Source organism: Ochrobactrum soli (assembly GCF_003664555.1).
In the GTDB taxonomy this organism is placed as follows: Bacteria; Pseudomonadota; Alphaproteobacteria; order Rhizobiales; family Rhizobiaceae; genus Brucella; species Brucella teleogrylli.
Window position 1 is genome coordinate 320,887 of the sequence record NZ_RCHH01000001.1, and the last position, 15,303, is coordinate 336,189.

Below are 15,303 nucleotides of genomic sequence, written 5' to 3' on the forward strand. Positions count from 1 at the left end.
ACAGCTATACTTCCGTTTGAAAGATTGCTTGAAAGCGCTTAAATCACTATCGACATTGCAGGAACAGGCTGCGTTTAAGCAGCGATGAGAGGAATGAAATGGGTAGCTTTTCCATCTGGCACTGGCTGATCGTTCTGGCGGTTGTGCTGCTTCTTTTTGGCCGCGGCAAGATTCCCGAGCTGATGGGCGATGTTGCCAAGGGCATCAAGAATTTCAAGCAGGGCATGAACGACGAAGACGCTGCCAAGGACGCTGGGGATGACGGTCGCACGATCGACGCCAAGGCGGAAGAAACCGTCAACACCGTCAAGAAAACCACCAAGTCCTGATCTATCGGATCAAGAATGCTGCGTATCGCGATGGATACGCAGCATGTTTGTCATCTGTAAAAGTGCGGTTTTCCGCCGAAAGACGGGACGCGCGCGCATTGCGCGGGGTATAAAATGCTCGATGTCGGTTGGTCTGAATTGCTGGTCATTGCGATCGTGATGATCGTTGTCGTCGGCCCCAAGGATTTGCCGAAGATGCTTAGAGCCTTCGGTAAGGCGACGGCGCGCATGCGCGCGACAGCCAACGAGTTTCGCAACCAGTTCAACGAAGCCTTGAAAGAGGCGGAACTGGAAGACGTCAAGAATATCATCGACGAAACACGCAAGCTCGATCCGCGCTCCAAGCTGACGCAGGTTTTCGATCCGATTCGAAGTGCAGGCGAAGACCTGAAATCGAGCATCAAATCCTCGACCTCCATGTCGCCTGCGACGCCTGACAAGGTTGCGGAAGTGACCACACCGGTCGATTTGAGCGGAACGCCTGTTCCTGTATCTGCGCCGGTTCAGGCAGACACTGCCCCGGAAAAGCCTGCCAAGGCTGCGCGGGCGCCCCGCAAAACGGCGGCAAAAGCTGCGCCAGCGGCACCGAAGGTGACAAAGGCCAAGGCCGAGACGACAAAGCCTGCGGTCGCGAAACCTGCTGCTGTCAAAAAGCCTGCTGCAAAACCGGCTGCGGTGAAATCCGCGGCAAAGAAAGCGGCGGATACAGCAAAGCCAGCCGCCGATAAGGCGGTTGCTCCTGCCAAAAAGACCACCAAGAAGACAGGAACCAAAGCGTGACCCGTGACGAGGATGAAATCGAGCAGAGTGCTGCACCTTTGCTTGAACACCTGATCGAACTGCGCCGCCGCCTCATTTGGGCAATCCTGGCATTTTTCGTGGCATTCGTGTTCTGCTTTGCCTTCGCAAAGCATCTCTTCAATCTGCTTGTGGTGCCTTATCAATGGGCCATCGACTGGGCAGGCATGGACCGCTCCAAGGCCGAGCTGATCTATACCGCACCGCAGGAGTTCTTCTTCACGCAGGTGAAGGTGGCGATGTTCGGCGGTATTGTGCTCGCATTCCCGATCATCGCAGCGCAGATCTACAAGTTTGTAGCGCCGGGGCTTTATAAGCACGAGCGTATGGCGTTCCTGCCATTCCTCATTGCATCGCCGCTTCTGTTCCTGCTGGGCGGCGCGCTCGTTTATTTCTTCTTCACCCCGATGGTGATGTGGTTCTTCCTGGCCATGCAGCAGACGGGCGGCGCGGGGGAAGTGCAGATTTCGCTTCTGCCGAAGGTCTCGGAATATCTGAGCCTCATCATGACGCTCATTTTCGCTTTCGGTCTGGTTTTCCAGTTGCCGGTCATCACCAGCCTCATGGCGCGTGTTGGTCTGGTGACTTCGGCGGGCCTGAAGGACAAGCGTAAATATGCGATTGTGATCGCCTTCGTCGTGGCCGCCGTTCTGACGCCGCCCGATCCGGCGAGCCAGATCGGTCTTGCCTTGCCGACGATCCTTCTCTACGAGATTTCCATTATCGTGGCTCGTATGATCGAGAAGAAACGCGACGAAGCAGAGAACGCAAAAGAAGCTGAAAACGACGCTTCTTCCTCCTGATCGTAGACTACGATTTCCGCTGGCCGCAGCTTTTGCGGCCCGCTTGTACTCAAATTTCACGAAACGGCTTTTCCCATGCTCGACATCAAATGGATTCGCGAAAACCCTGAAGACCTCGATAAGGCGCTTGCAAAGCGCGGGGCAGGGCCGCTCTCGTCCGAACTGATCGCGCTCGACGAAAAGCGCCGCGAAAATGTCGGCAAGGTTCAAGCCGCACAGGAACGTCGCAATGCCGCTTCGAAGGAAATCGGCAAGGCGATGGCTGAAAAAGACACCGCCACCGCCGATAAGCTGAAAGCGGAAGTAAACGAGCTCAAGAATTTCCTCGCTCACGCTGAGGAAGAAGAGCGTCGGCTGGTCAAGGAACTGAACGACGCGCTGTCGACAATACCGAATGTTCCGCTTGGCGATGTGCCGCTTGGCAAGGACGAAGCCGACAATGTCGAGGTTCGCCGCGTCGGCAATCAGCGCAATTTCTCCTTCCAGCCAAAGGAGCATTATGAGCTGGGCGAAGCGCTCGGCATGATGGATTTCGAACGCGCCGCGAAAATCGCCGGTGCGCGCTTTACGATTCTGAAGGGCGGTCTGGCGCGTCTTGAGCGTGCGCTTGGTCAGTTCATGCTCGACCTCCACACGACGCAGCATGGCTACACCGAAACCATGCCGCCTTTGATGGTGCGCGATGAGGCCGTTTATGGCACCGGCCAGCTGCCGAAATTCTCGGAAGACCTGTTCCGCACCACGGATGGGCGCTGGCTGATTCCGACGGCGGAAGTGCCGCTGACCAATCTGGTCGCCGACGAAATCGTCGATGTGAAGACCCTGCCGCAGCGCTACACCGCGCTGACGCCTTGCTTCCGTTCGGAAGCCGGTTCCGCCGGGCGCGATACGCGCGGCATGTTGCGCCAGCACCAGTTCCAGAAAGTGGAAATGGTGTCGATCACCGATGCAGAAAGCTCGATTGCCGAACATGAGCGCATGACGGCTTGCGCCGAAGAAGTGCTGAAGCGTCTTGGACTGCCGTTCCGCACCGTCGTGCTTTGCACCGGCGATATGGGCTTTGGCGCGCAGAAGACCTACGATATCGAGGTCTGGCTTCCAGGTCAGAACACCTATCGCGAAATCTCCAGCTGCTCGGTCTGCGGTGATTTCCAGGGTCGCCGTATGAATTCCCGCTATCGCCCGGAGGGCGAGAAGTCCACGCGCTTCGTCCACACTCTCAACGGGTCTGGCGTTGCGGTCGGTCGCGCGCTCATTGCCGTCATGGAAAATTACCAGCAGGAAGATGGCAGCATTCATATTCCTGAAGCATTGCAGCCATACATGGGCGGCCTCACGCGCATTGAAAAGGCTGCGTGATTCAGGATCTCAATAATTAAAGCAGGAGTGAAGACGTGCGAATTTTGCTGACGAACGATGATGGTATCCACGCTGAAGGCCTCGCAGTTCTGGAGCGAATCGCACGACAGCTCTCGGATGATGTCTGGGTGGTTGCGCCGGAAACCGACCAGAGCGGTCTGGCGCATTCGCTGACCTTGTCGGAGCCGCTGCGCCTGCGCCAGATTGACGATACCCATTTCGCGCTGCGCGGCACGCCGACCGATTGCGTCATCATGGGCGTCCGTCATGTGCTGCCGGGTGCGCCGGACCTCATCCTGTCCGGCGTCAATTCCGGTGCGAATATCGCAGACGACGTGACCTATTCGGGCACCGTGGCCGGTGCGATGGAAGGAACGCTGCTCGGCATTCGCTCCATCGCCCTGTCGCAGGAATATGATTATGAAGGCGACCGCCGGATAGTTCCTTGGGAAACAGCTGAAGCGCACGCGCCAGACCTGATCCGTAAGCTGGTCGCAGCCGGTTGGCCGGAAGGCGTTCTGCTGAACCTCAATTTCCCGAATTGCGGTGCGGATGAAGTGCAGGGCACCCGCGTGACGGCGCAAGGCAAGCTTAGCCACGATGCGCGTCTTGATGAGCGCCGCGACGGTCGCGGTTTCCCGTATTTCTGGCTGCGGTTCGGTCGCGGCAAAGCTCCGGTCGCCGACGACAGCGATCTGGCCGCCATCCGCTCCGACTGCATCTCGGTCACGCCGTTGCACCTCGACCTGACGGCGCATAAGGTTCGTGCAGAACTGAGCTCTGCGCTTGGTCTTGAAGCTTGAAGCGGGGGGAAGCATGAGGCAGGCAACGTCTGAGCGGCCAAGGCTTTCGGACCGGGAAGGATTTGCATCCTTCGTCTTGCGCATGCGCGCGCGCGGCATTGATGATCCGCGCCTCTTTGCGGCCATTGAAGCGACCCCACGCCAGAGCTTTCTTGCTTCGGCGTGGTCGCATCTGGCTTATAGCACCCGCACGGCGCCACTCGATTGCGGCGAATATATCGAAGGCATTGACGATCAGGCGCGTGTGCTAGCCGCGCTCAAGCTGGAACCCGGCCATCGCGTGCTGGAAATCGGCACGGGATCGGGCTTTACCGCCGCTGTCATGTCATTGCTGTCCGGTCGTGTGACGACCGTAGAGCGTTATCGCAAACTCTGCGACCATGCCTTGCAGCAGTTCGTCTCGCTCAAGCGTGAGAACATCATGGTCAAGCATGCCGATGGACGGCATGGCATGCCGGGCGGGCCGTTCGACCGAATCATTCTCTGGCTGGCTTGCGAGGAAGTGCCGCGTCATTTCGTGGAGCTGCTTGCAACGCATGGGGTTCTCATCACGCCGATTGGTCCCGGTGACGGCGAACAGATCGTGACGCGAATCTCGAAGGTTGGCAGCCGTTTCGAGCAGGAAAACCTGATGGCTGTTCGCTATCAGCCCTTCATTGAAGGCGTTTCCTCGGTTCTTTGAAGATTCACATTTTCCAATCTACCCGTCATGTGTTTCAGTGCCCACCGATGATGGCCGCGCGCCAATGCGGGCTTATGGTGTTTAATTGGTGAATCTTTTTCCAAAGTTGGGCCGTTCTTAACCAGCGAGTAACATTAACGCGCTTTAATCGTCTTACTGAGTTTCGAGTATGGACGAGTTGAACATGCGTTTCCCAATTTTGCATCATACGTCCGAACGTCTCCTGCGGAATGTCGCAATTGTTCTGATTGCCGGCTTTGGAGCCGGGTGCAGTTCCGATACGATGCGTTTCACAGACGGCATCTTTACCGGTTCGACGTCCAATCAGCGCGTTGCGCAACAGCCCGCAGGCGATGTTTATGCGTCCGCCCCAATAGCGCCAGCCCCGCGGGTTTCCAGCGGAACGGTACAGCGCAATTCCCTTCCGGCGCCTTCTGCGGTGTCTTCCGCTCCGATGGCGGCACCGGTCGCCGCAGCGCGCCAGTCGGTTCAGGCACCAGTCGCTGCGGCATCAACGCAGATGCAGAACCAGGTTGGTCAGGCCCGCGATATGACGGCCAATCAGGTCAATGGCGCAGAGACCCGCGTGGCAAGCGCTGCCACGACGACCCATAATGCCGTGAACGGCACGAAGGAAAAGGTTCTGGGCCAGCTTCCGGCAACGCCGGGGCAGGGTGCCCCGCGCCCGACGGACAACAACATAGCTGTTGTCCCCGCAGTCCCTTCGGTTAACGGCAAGAAATCTGCTGCCGCAACCGATCTGGCATCGGCTGGCGCGAACACGGCAACGCCGCCTGCACCAAAGGGCGGCTATACGGTCCAGAGCGGCGATTCGCTGTTCTCTATCGCACAGAAGCACAACGTTCCGGTTGACGACCTGAAGAAGGCCAACGGCCTGTCTAACGGCGCAATCCGCGTCGGCCAGACGCTGGTGATCCCGGCAGCCGGTGCTGCTGCTGTAACGCAAGTTGCCGCTGTCACGCCGCAGCCCGCAAGCCCGGCCAAGGCTGTTGCCGCAGCGCCGGAAGCGGCTGGAAGCGTCAAGCCTTATACGCCGCCGCAAGCGAGCAACAAGGTGATCGAGGATGCCGAGAAGGATCAGGCCGCAGCGCCTTCTTCCACCGGTATTTCTCAGATGCGCTGGCCGGTTCGCGGTCGTATTCTGGCGAGCTTCGGTCAGCGTGAAGGCACTGCTGTCAGCGATGGCATCGATATCATGGTTCCGGAAGGAACCTCGGTTAAGGCCGCTGAAAACGGCGTCGTCATCTATGCTGGCGACGGTTTGAAGGAATTCGGTCAGACGGTTCTGATCCGTCACGACAACGGTCTTGTCACGGTCTATGGCCATAACAGCCAGATACTGGTGCAGCGCGGCCAGAAGGTTCGTCGTGGCGAAGATATCGCAAAGTCCGGCATGAGCGGGAATGCGAAGTCGCCGAAGCTGCACTTTGAAGTGCGCAAGAATTCCTCGCCGGTCAATCCTTCCAAATATCTGGAAAGCTGATTGCGCTGAGAGATGTAAATCAAAAGGCGGGCCGAAAAGCCCGCCTTTTTCTATTCTTACATTGCAACGCCGAGGCGGCCAGCAAGGTCCTGCACATATTGCCAGGCCACGCGCCCCGAGCGGTTGCCGCGCGTGGTTGACCATTCCAGCGCTTCCGCGTGAAGCTTGGCTTGATCGTAGTTCAGTTTGAAATGGGCTGCATAGCCGTCAACCATGGCGAGATAATCGTCTTGGCTGCACTTATGGAAGCCGAGCCAAAGGCCGAAGCGGTCCGACAGCGAAACTTTCTCTTCAATCGCTTCCGACGGGTTGATCGCCGTGGAACGCTCATTGTCGATCATGTCACGCGGCATGAGGTGGCGGCGGTTCGATGTTGCATAGAAGATCACATTGCCCGGACGGCCCTCGACGCCGCCTTCGAGCGCGGCTTTGAGCGACTTATAAGACGTGTCGTCATGGTCGAAGGAAAGGTCGTCGCAGAACAGGATGAAGCGATATTCCGTATCCTTGATCATGTTCATCAGCGTCGGCAGGCTGTCGATATCCTCGCGATGGATTTCGATCAGCTTAAGCGGCTTCTGGGACGTGAGTTCGGCGTTAACGCTGGCCTGCGCGGCCTTCACCAGCGAGGATTTGCCCATGCCGCGTGCGCCCCATAGCAAAACGTTGTTTGCCGGATAGCCATTTGCGAAGCGGCGGGTATTGTCTACAAGCTGGTCGCGCACCAAATCTACGCCACGGATCAGGGAGATATCCACGCGGTTAACCCGCTTCACCGGATCAAGCGTCAATCGTTCCGGCGCCCAGACAAAACAGTCTGCGGCGTCGAGGTCCGGCGTTTTGGCTTCTGGTGGTGCGATACGTTCGAGCGCGGCGATCAAACGGTCCAGTTTCTGGCTGAGTATGTCTTCGGTCGTCATTTCCATGCCCCTAGTGGTGTCTGAACGGCTTAACATGTCACAGCGGAGGCGAAAAGTGTGCGACCTTGGCGCAGGCGGGATGATCGTCGGTTGCATTTGGCGCGCCAACCATTGTAATGCCCTTAACAAATTGTCTTTGAGACTTCAGAGGAGTTCCTAATGTTCGTAACACCGGCTTTCGCTCAAGCACCTGGCGGCGGCGCTTTTGGCCCAGACATGCTCATGAGCATTCTGCCGTTCATCCTGATCTTCGTCATCATGTATTTCCTCATCATCCGCCCGCAGCGGACCCAGATGAAGAAGCGTCAGGAAATGCTGAACGCAGTGCGCCGTGGCGATACGGTTGTCACCGGCGGCGGCATCGTCGGCAAGGTGCAGAAGGTCGTCGACGACAATGAAGTCGAAGTCGAAATCGCCGAAGGCGTTCGCATCAAGGTTCTGCGCAGCACCCTGATGGATGTGCGCGTCAAGGGCGAACCAGTCGCCGATAATAAGAACAAGTAATCTCTTTTTGAGATGATACGGGCTCCGGTAAGCATTCACTAACCGGAGCCCGTGCAATATTCGGTCGGCGCGACCTTTGTATGCGCGCATGACCCAAGGCCGGAGAGCGGTGCGCATTCGTACCCCGGCATGCCCTATCCAGGCCAAAACGGGCCAAGCTGAAACGGAATTGCTGCTCTATGCTCTATTTTTCACGCTGGAAATCGGCCCTGATCTGGTTGGCGGTTCTCGTCAGCTTCGTCATCGCTTCCCCTAATTTTTTCTCGCGTGAAACGCTGGCGAATCTGCCCGGTTTCCTGCCGAAGAAGCAGGTCGCGCTCGGCCTTGATCTTTCCGGCGGCTCCCGCCTTGTTCTGCAGGTTCAAAATGCAGGCCGCAACGATCTGGAACACAGTGCCGAGATCATGCGGCAGCGGCTGGAGGAACTGGGTTACGGTCGTCCCGTTGTGGAAACCGAAGCGCGCAACCAGATTCGCGTCGAAGTTCCGGGCCTTTACGATGCGCAGCTTCTGAAAGACATTCTGAGTATTCGCGGCGATCTATCATTCCACGCTGTGGATGATTCCGTTTCGCCGGATGACGCCATTCGCGGCGCGCCCCCGGTGGGTAGCGAAGTCGTCTATTCCTATGACGATCCGCCGGTCGGTTATCTCGTCAAGAAACAGCCCGTTCTCACCGGCGCGAATATCACCGACGCGAAGGCCACGCTTTCTTCCGATGATAATGAACCGGTTATTACCCTGACCCTTGATGACGCGGGCCGCAAAGGTCTGGCAGAGCTGACCGCCAATGCGACGGGCAAGAGCTTTGCCATCGTGGTCGATAATCAGGTCGTGTCTGCGCCGGTCATCAGCGAGCCGCTCGATACCAACGAATTGCAGATTTCAGGCGCCTTCGATTTGCAGGCTGCCAACAATATGGCCGTGGTTCTGCGTTCCGGCACGTTGCCACAGGCTGTGACCGTGCTTGAAGAGCGCACCATCGCCTCGGCACTTGGCGAGGATTATGCCAGCGCTGCCGTGACGGCTGCACTTCTGGCCGCACTTCTCGTCGGCCTGTTCATGGTGCTGTCCTATGGCGTTCTTGGCGTCATCGCCATGGTCGCGCTTGTGGTCAATATCATCATCTTGACTGCGGTGATGTCGCTGATCGGCGCTTCCATCAGCCTCGCCAGCGTTGCCGGTCTGGTGCTCATCATCGGCATGGCGGTTGACGCGAATATTCTGATCTATGAACGCGTGCGCGAAGATCGCCGCAAGGGCTATTCCGTCGTGCAGGCGATGGAATCCGGTTTCTACCGCGCTCTGTCGACCATCATCGACGCCAATCTGACAACACTCATTGCCGCATTGGTTCTGTTCCTGCTCGGTTCCGGCACGGTGCATGGCTTTGCTTTGACCGTCGCGGTTGGTATTGGCACGACGCTGTTCACCACGCTGACTTTTACCCGACTGCTGATCGCCCAATGGGTGCGCACGGCAAAGCCGAAGGAAGTGCCGAAGCGCCGCCTCAAGCTGGTGCCGACGGTGACGCATATTCCGTTCATGCGCCTTCAATTCATTACGCTCGGCATCTCCGTGCTGGCCTGCGCCATCGTGGTGGCGCTGTTTGTGAATATCGGCTTCAACTACGGCATCGATTTCCGTGGCGGTTCGATGGTCGAGCTTCAGGCGCGCAGCGGTGACGCCAATCTGGAAGATATTCAGGACCGTCTCTCCGAACTAAATATCGACAGCGCCCGTGTTCTGCCCGCCAAATCGGCGCGCTCGGCGCTTGTGATCATCGGCAGCCAGGAAGTCGGTGATGACGCCGAACAGACGGTCGCTGTAAAACTGCGCGGTGAGTTCGAACAGGATTATTCGTTCCAGCGTGTGGAAGTCGTCGGCCCGACGGTTTCCGAACAGCTGTCGCGCGCCGGTATTCTGGCCGTTGTCCTGTCGCTAATCGGCATTTTCATCTATGTCTGGGTGCGGTTCCGGTGGCAACTGGCGCTTGGCGCCGTGCTATCGACCCTGCATGACGTGGTTATTCTCGCAGGCATGTTCATTGTCTTCCGCATGGAATTCAATCTGTGGAGCGTCGCGGCAATCCTGACGATCATCGGCTATTCGCTGAACGATACGGTCGTGATTTATGACCGCGTTCGCGAAAACCTGCGCCGCTACAGCAGCGCGCCGCTGCCTGCGATCATCGATGCCTCGATCAACCAGACCCTGTCGCGTACCTTGCTGACGTCTTTCGTGACGTTCCTCGCGCATATTCCGCTTTACGCCTTTGGCGGCGCGGATATCCGCATGTTTGCGCTGGCGCTCAGCGTCGGCATTATTGTGGCGAGCTATTCGTCGATCTTCATCGCCGCACCGCTGCTGGTTCAGTTTGGACTGAAGCCGCGCGGGCCTGAGCAGGATGAGGAAATGGGCGACGAACTTGCACAGTCGCTCAATCTGGAAAGCTGAGAATGGCCAAGGGAATAGAAATACGCGAAGCGCATTTTCCGGGGCGCGCGCCCATTGATGCTTATGGCGATGGTGGTTTTCGTTTCGCCGAAATGTCGCATCGCGGTTCGATCCTGTGTCTGCCCTCCGGTATTCACGGCTGGAAGCCTGCAATGCCGCCGGTGCTTTCGCGGGCCGATCTGGAGCTGATTCTGGAGCAGGCTTCGGATATTGAAATTCTGCTGGTTGGAACCGGAATGGATCTGCGGCGTATTCCAGAAGACGTGCGCGCTGTTTTGCGCGAGCATCGCATTTCATCCGATCCGATGAGCACAGGTGCTGCCGTGCGGACCTATAATGTGCTGCTGGCGGAAGATCGCGCGGTTGCGGCGGCGCTTATTGCAGTAGAATAACGATCATGAACCAGAATGAGGCACATTGCCTGGCGCTTCTTCGTGAGGCTGACCGGGACCGTTATCTGTCGGTGCTCTATGCGCCGGAGGATAAACGCGGCGGGCTGGCGGCACTCTATGCCTTCAATGCGGAAGTGGCGCGCATTCGCGATCTTGTTCATGAGCCGTTGCCGGGCGAAGTACGTCTGCAATGGTGGCGCGATCTGATCAATGGCGAGGCGAGGGGCAGCGCTGATGCGCACCCGGTTGCCGCTGCTCTGGTCGAAACAATCGACAAATACGAGCTTCCGCGCTCCGCTTTCGACAATTATTGCGAGGCGCGTATCTTCGATCTCTATGACGATCCGATGCCAAGCCGTAACGATCTGGAAGGCTATTGCGGTGAGACCGCTTCGGCAATCATTCAGTTAGCCGGCTTTATTCTGGATCGTGACGCCGCGCAGGCGCAGAGTGAAACCGCCGGTCACGCGGGCGTTGCGCAGGCGACGACAGGCCTGCTTCGCCTATTGCCGATTCATCGCCGTCGCGGCCAGCTCTATGTTCCAGCCGACATGCTGGCATCGGTCGGCGTGACGCGCGAAGCATTTTTTGCCAACGACGATCCGTCGGCTTTTGAGCGCGTGGCCAGCGTCATGCTGGCACTGGCGCGGGAACATCTGGCGATTTTCGATAAGGCAAGGGCGACATTGCCAAAAAGCCTTGCACCGGCATTTTTGCCGATGGCCATCGTGCCAGCTTATCTGAAAGCGATTGAACGCCTTGGCGGCAGGGCGGCAGAACGGACAGCCGATATTTCGGCTATCCGTAAGCAGTGGCTGATGCTTCGCGCCAATTTCTGACCGTCAGGCCAGCTGTTCCAGCCATGTGCGGAAATCTGCAAGCGCGCGGGCGGAAAGCGCACGCTTCTTGGCGATGGTCTTTTCCTTGCCACGCAGACGCTTGCCTTCTTCCTTCGGCACTTCGACCGGCGGAAACAGACCGAAATTGACATTCATCGGCTGGAACGACCGCTTGCCAGGCTCGGCATCGTCAGCGACGATATGGCCGCCGGTGATGTGCCCAAGCAGTGCGCCAAAGGCGGTTGTCGGCGGTGGCGGGACGGCAGCATTGCCCAGTCGCTCCGCAGCGGTGAACCGACCGGCAAGAAGGCCGATGGCCGATGATTCGACATAGCCCTCGCAACCCGTCACCTGGCCGGCAAAGCGCAGTGTCGGACGCGACTTCAGGCGCAGCACGCTGTCGAGCAGCACGGGGGAGTTCAGGTAGGTGTTACGATGCAAACCGCCGAGGCGCGCGAATTCGGCATTTTCCAGCCCGGGAATCATCTTGAAGATGCCGGTCTGTGAGCCGTATTTCAGCTTCGTCTGGAAACCGACCATGTTGTAGAGCGTGCCAAGCGCATTGTCCTGACGCAGTTGCACAACCGCATAGGCCTTGACGGTCGGGTTATGCGCATTGGTCAGGCCCATAGGCTTCATCGGGCCGTGGCGCAGCGTTTCGGGTCCGCGTTCCGCCATGACTTCAATCGGCAGACAGCCATCGAAATAGGGCGTGCCTTCCCATTCCTTGAATTCCGTCTTGTCGCCTTCGACAAGCGCCGCCACGAACGCCTCATACTGCTCCTTATCCATGGGGCAGTTGATATAGTCCTTGCCGGTGCCGCCGGGGCCGACCTTGTCGTAGCGCGACTGGAACCAGCAGACATCCATATTGATCGAATCGAAATGCACGATGGGCGCAATCGCATCGAAAAAGGCGAGTGCATCGGCATCCGTTTCCGCAGCGATGGCTTCGGCAAGCGACGGCGCGGTCAGCGGGCCGGTGGCAACGATGGTCGTGCCCCATTCTTCCGGCGGCAGGCCGGTGACTTCCTCGCGCTTGATGGTAATCAGCGGATGAGCCTCAAGCTTTTCGGTTACGGCTTGCGCAAATCCCTCGCGGTCCACAGCAAGCGCGCCGCCCGCCGGAACCTGATGTGCATCGGCGCAGGCCATGATGAGCGAGCCTGCAAGGCGCATTTCCGCATGCAGTACGCCGACAGCATTGGTTTCGGCATCATCCGAGCGGAATGAATTGGAGCAGACGAGTTCGGCCAGTTGTTCGGTCTTGTGCGCATCAGTGCCGCGCACGGGACGCATTTCATGCAGCACGACAGGAACGCCTGCCTGCGCAATCTGCCAGGCGGCTTCGGAGCCAGCGAGACCGCCGCCAACGACGTGAATGGGGGTGAGATCGGATGTGTTTGTCATGGTCCTTCCCATATCGCCTTTGCTGGCGGCCATCAATGGGCGAGCAAGGTCCAGAAAAACAAATGGCATCCGTCGCGGGAGGAGGTGCGACGGATGCCATATGGAAAGACCGGATTGGGAGGAGGAGAACCGGTCTCGTTGTCGCTAAGCCTGGGAGGAGGATGGCTTGGCAACAAACCAGGGCTGGCGGGAGGAGGATCCAGTCCTGGTGGTATTCACAGCGCGAAACTTCAATCTGAAATTTTCATCGAAAGGCGTTCAGCGTAGTGCAATCGTCGCGAACAGCTTTTCGGTCTTCAGCTTGATGCTTAGCGAGCCTTGCTCTGACGAGCGACGTAAGGGATGTCGGCGCGGGAGATGCCGAGATCGTTCAGTTCGCGAGTCGAAAGCTGGTTCAGTTCGCTGACGGTTTCACGGTAACGGCGCCAGTTGTTGTAAGAGCGAAACAGGTTCATGATCTTAATCCTTCAATGTGCGATGCTATCGCTTGGGTTCAATTCATCTCTTTTGTTGCCCATGATATAAGCTATTGTTTTTGCAAGTTGCAGAGCCGACTTTGCATAGCTGCCTTGCGGTTCCTGCACGACGCTTTAAATCGATTGGACTGTTCCGGCACAAAATTGCCGCAATGCGATTTGATCGGGTGGTTTGCTGGTTGCGAAGTTTCTTATATGTTCTCAACCGGTTGCGGTTGCGACCGCCATCTCAGTTCGTTGACCCGGGAGTCATTTTGTCTTTTTCAATCTCAGTGGAGCGCCTGGTTGAGCGCTGGCAGCAGGAAGGGCTGATCGATGCGGTTACCGCGTCGCGCCTGAATGCGGATCTTGAAAAACGAGCCACGGGTTTCAGCTTGGGTGCGGTGCTCGCCACGCTTGGCGGTCTGCTTCTGGGCGCAGCCGTCATCATGCTGGTTGCCGCCAACTGGCAGGATATGCCGCGCCTGATGCGGATCGGGATGGTGCTTGCACTTATCTGGATCGGCTATCTCGGCGGCGCATGGCGACAGGCGAGGGGCGACAAGGTGTTCTCGTCCGCTCTTTATGTCGTCGGTGCCGCATCCTTCGGCGCAGGTATCGCGCTTGTCGGGCAGATGTATCACGTGTCCGGCGATGTTCATTCCGCCGCCGTCTACTGGACCCTGGGCGTGCTTGCGTCAGCCTTCCTGCTGCGTGCGCCGGTTCTGGCTGCATTCGGTGCAGGCGTTGCGTGTTTTTATCTTTCGACATTCGTGTTTGACGGCACATCGGCTGACAATGGTGAGCTGGCCTATCGCTGGATCGGTCCGCTTCTGTTGCTGGTCGGCGTCGGTGCAGCACTCCTCACGCGTTCGCGCCATGCCGCCCATCTCTGGGCCCTGTTCGCAATCGGCTGGGCCTTGCTGGTTTACGTTCAGAATGAAAACGACGTGATCCTGTGCCTCATGATTGCGGTCGGCATCGCGTTGATGCTGGCGGATGCATTTGCACATGACACGATGGAGCGGCTCACCCGCTTCGCGCAGCCGCTGGCTTCTTATGGGCTGATGCTGGCCCTGCTGTCGCTTGGCATTCTGCAGCTCAATCATATGTTCTCTTCGTCAGGCGGCTCTGCCTCGCTCGATCAGGATGTTCTTTATAGTATGCTGATCCTCGGCCTATCGATTGGCGCTATCGCCCTGTGTGGTCGCGACAATGGCGGACTGCGCTCCATCGCCTATGCGGCGTTTTCGTTTCAGGTGCTTTATCTGGCATTCACGACCGTGGGCACGATGATCGGTACGTCGGGCTTCTTCCTGACCGCAGGCGTCCTCGTGCTGCTGCTGGCGGCCTTTGTCCGCCGGATGGAACGGCGGTTCGGTAAAAAACGCGAAGCGGGGAACCAGTCATGAGCAGGAAGTGGCTTTATATTGGTGCTGCCGTCTCCGCCTTGCTGCAGAGCGGCATTCTTTATGCGGGTATCGAACAGCGCGCATCCATATTGCGTTCAGGCCATGAAATCGTGTTGCAGACCGAGCCGGTCGATCCGCGCGATCTGATGCGCGGCGATTACGTCATCCTCGGCTACGCAATTTCCAGTGTCATGGGCAAGGATGTGCAGGGTAAACCCACGGGCGAACCACGAACGGTCTATGTGGCGCTAAAGCCGGATGCAGAAAAGCTATGGCATTTCTCGCGGGCGGCGCTCAGCCCGTTCACCGATCTGGCGCCGGATGAAGTGCAGATTCGCGGCCAGTCGACTTATCCGGTTTCGGGCTATCCGGATCAGACCATCCGCCTCAATTTCGGCATCGAACGCTATTATGTTCCTGAAGGGCAGGGTCGCGATATCGAGATCGGGCAACGTGAAAGCCGGATTTCCGTTGTCGTTGCTGTCGATGACAGCGGCACTGCGGTCATCAAGGCTTTGCGGGACGAAGGGCGGCAACTCTATGAAGAACCGCTCTATTGATCGGTTTTCCAGCGGTTTCGCCACTCTTATATTGCCGCGTCAAGCTGAAGTTTATCTCAGGCTTGGCATGCGCGGAA

At 58.0% G+C, this 15,303-nt stretch carries 16 protein-coding genes; 13 read left to right on the forward strand and 3 right to left on the reverse strand.

Annotated features, from left to right (window positions below; all coding sequences use genetic code 11):
- Positions 1-98: 98 nt before the first annotated feature.
- From D8666_RS01595 to dipM, 7 genes are all read left to right on the forward strand, one after another.
- Positions 99-329, forward strand: coding sequence for a twin-arginine translocase TatA/TatE family subunit (locus tag D8666_RS01595; RefSeq protein ID WP_109368860.1), 231 nt, complete (start codon positions 99-101; stop codon positions 327-329).
- A 114-nt stretch (positions 330-443) separates the two neighbouring features.
- Positions 444-1,109 carry a Sec-independent protein translocase protein TatB gene (tatB, locus tag D8666_RS01600; RefSeq protein ID WP_121535970.1) on the forward strand — a complete coding sequence of 222 codons (666 nt, stop codon included), beginning with the start codon at positions 444-446 and terminating at the stop codon, positions 1,107-1,109.
- Positions 1,106-1,930, forward strand: a complete 825-nt coding sequence (gene tatC / locus D8666_RS01605; protein WP_109368862.1) for a twin-arginine translocase subunit TatC — start codon at positions 1,106-1,108, stop codon at positions 1,928-1,930. The genes tatB and tatC overlap by 4 nt, the downstream gene beginning before the upstream one ends.
- A 75-nt stretch (positions 1,931-2,005) precedes the next feature.
- Complete coding sequence (gene serS, locus D8666_RS01610; RefSeq protein ID WP_121535973.1) at positions 2,006-3,289, forward strand: serine--tRNA ligase; 1,284 nt, start codon at positions 2,006-2,008, stop codon at positions 3,287-3,289.
- A gap of 35 nt (positions 3,290-3,324) precedes the next feature.
- Entirely contained in the window at positions 3,325-4,092 is a 768-nt protein-coding gene (gene surE / locus D8666_RS01615; RefSeq protein WP_121535976.1) for a 5'/3'-nucleotidase SurE, read from the forward strand.
- A 13-nt stretch (positions 4,093-4,105) separates the two neighbouring features.
- A complete protein-coding gene (locus D8666_RS01620) occupies positions 4,106-4,774 on the forward strand; it encodes a protein-L-isoaspartate(D-aspartate) O-methyltransferase (RefSeq protein WP_109368865.1) in 669 nt (222 codons plus the stop codon).
- Between the two features lie 169 nt (positions 4,775-4,943).
- On the forward strand, positions 4,944-6,278 hold the full coding sequence (gene dipM, locus D8666_RS01625) for a cell division endopeptidase DipM (protein ID WP_121535979.1): 1,335 nt from the start codon (positions 4,944-4,946) through the stop codon (positions 6,276-6,278).
- 56 nt (positions 6,279-6,334) lie between these two features.
- Here dipM and D8666_RS01630 read toward each other — a convergent pair whose 3' ends face one another.
- The gene (locus D8666_RS01630) at positions 6,335-7,198 is read right to left on the reverse strand and encodes an ATP-binding protein (protein ID WP_167836026.1); all 864 of its coding nucleotides are present in this window, start codon (positions 7,196-7,198) and stop codon (positions 6,335-6,337) included.
- Between the two features lie 159 nt (positions 7,199-7,357).
- On the opposite strand from D8666_RS01630, the gene yajC reads away from it, so the two are divergent.
- The 4 genes from yajC (at position 7,358) to D8666_RS01650 (ending at position 11,389) form a co-directional block, all read left to right on the forward strand.
- Positions 7,358-7,702, forward strand: a complete 345-nt coding sequence (gene yajC, locus D8666_RS01635) for a preprotein translocase subunit YajC (RefSeq protein WP_109368868.1) — start codon at positions 7,358-7,360, stop codon at positions 7,700-7,702.
- 179 nt (positions 7,703-7,881) lie between these two features.
- Entirely contained in the window at positions 7,882-10,158 is a 2,277-nt protein-coding gene (secDF, locus tag D8666_RS01640) for a protein translocase subunit SecDF (RefSeq protein ID WP_109368869.1), read from the forward strand.
- 2 nt (positions 10,159-10,160) lie between these two features.
- The gene (locus D8666_RS01645) at positions 10,161-10,550 is read left to right on the forward strand and encodes an Mth938-like domain-containing protein (protein ID WP_109368870.1); all 390 of its coding nucleotides are present in this window, start codon (positions 10,161-10,163) and stop codon (positions 10,548-10,550) included.
- A gap of 5 nt (positions 10,551-10,555) precedes the next feature.
- The gene (locus tag D8666_RS01650) at positions 10,556-11,389 is read left to right on the forward strand and encodes a phytoene/squalene synthase family protein (protein WP_121535985.1); all 834 of its coding nucleotides are present in this window, start codon (positions 10,556-10,558) and stop codon (positions 11,387-11,389) included.
- 3 nt (positions 11,390-11,392) lie between these two features.
- On the opposite strand, the gene trmFO is transcribed toward D8666_RS01650, so the two are convergent.
- Both trmFO and D8666_RS01665 read right to left on the reverse strand, forming a co-directional pair.
- Positions 11,393-12,799, reverse strand: coding sequence for a methylenetetrahydrofolate--tRNA-(uracil(54)-C(5))-methyltransferase (FADH(2)-oxidizing) TrmFO (gene trmFO / locus D8666_RS01655; protein WP_109368872.1), 1,407 nt, complete (start codon positions 12,797-12,799; stop codon positions 11,393-11,395).
- A gap of 308 nt (positions 12,800-13,107) precedes the next feature.
- Positions 13,108-13,254 carry a DUF1127 domain-containing protein gene (locus tag D8666_RS01665; RefSeq protein ID WP_078338506.1) on the reverse strand — a complete coding sequence of 49 codons (147 nt, stop codon included), beginning with the start codon at positions 13,252-13,254 and terminating at the stop codon, positions 13,108-13,110.
- 275 nt (positions 13,255-13,529) lie between these two features.
- Here D8666_RS01665 and D8666_RS01670 point away from each other — a divergent pair, with 275 nt between their 5' ends.
- On the forward strand, positions 13,530-14,666 hold the full coding sequence (locus D8666_RS01670) for a DUF2157 domain-containing protein (RefSeq protein WP_121535991.1): 1,137 nt from the start codon (positions 13,530-13,532) through the stop codon (positions 14,664-14,666).
- The gene (locus tag D8666_RS01675; RefSeq protein WP_121535994.1) at positions 14,663-15,226 is read left to right on the forward strand and encodes a GDYXXLXY domain-containing protein; all 564 of its coding nucleotides are present in this window, start codon (positions 14,663-14,665) and stop codon (positions 15,224-15,226) included. Before D8666_RS01670 ends, D8666_RS01675 begins: the two co-directional genes overlap by 4 nt.
- The last annotated feature ends 77 nt before the right edge of the window (positions 15,227-15,303 follow it).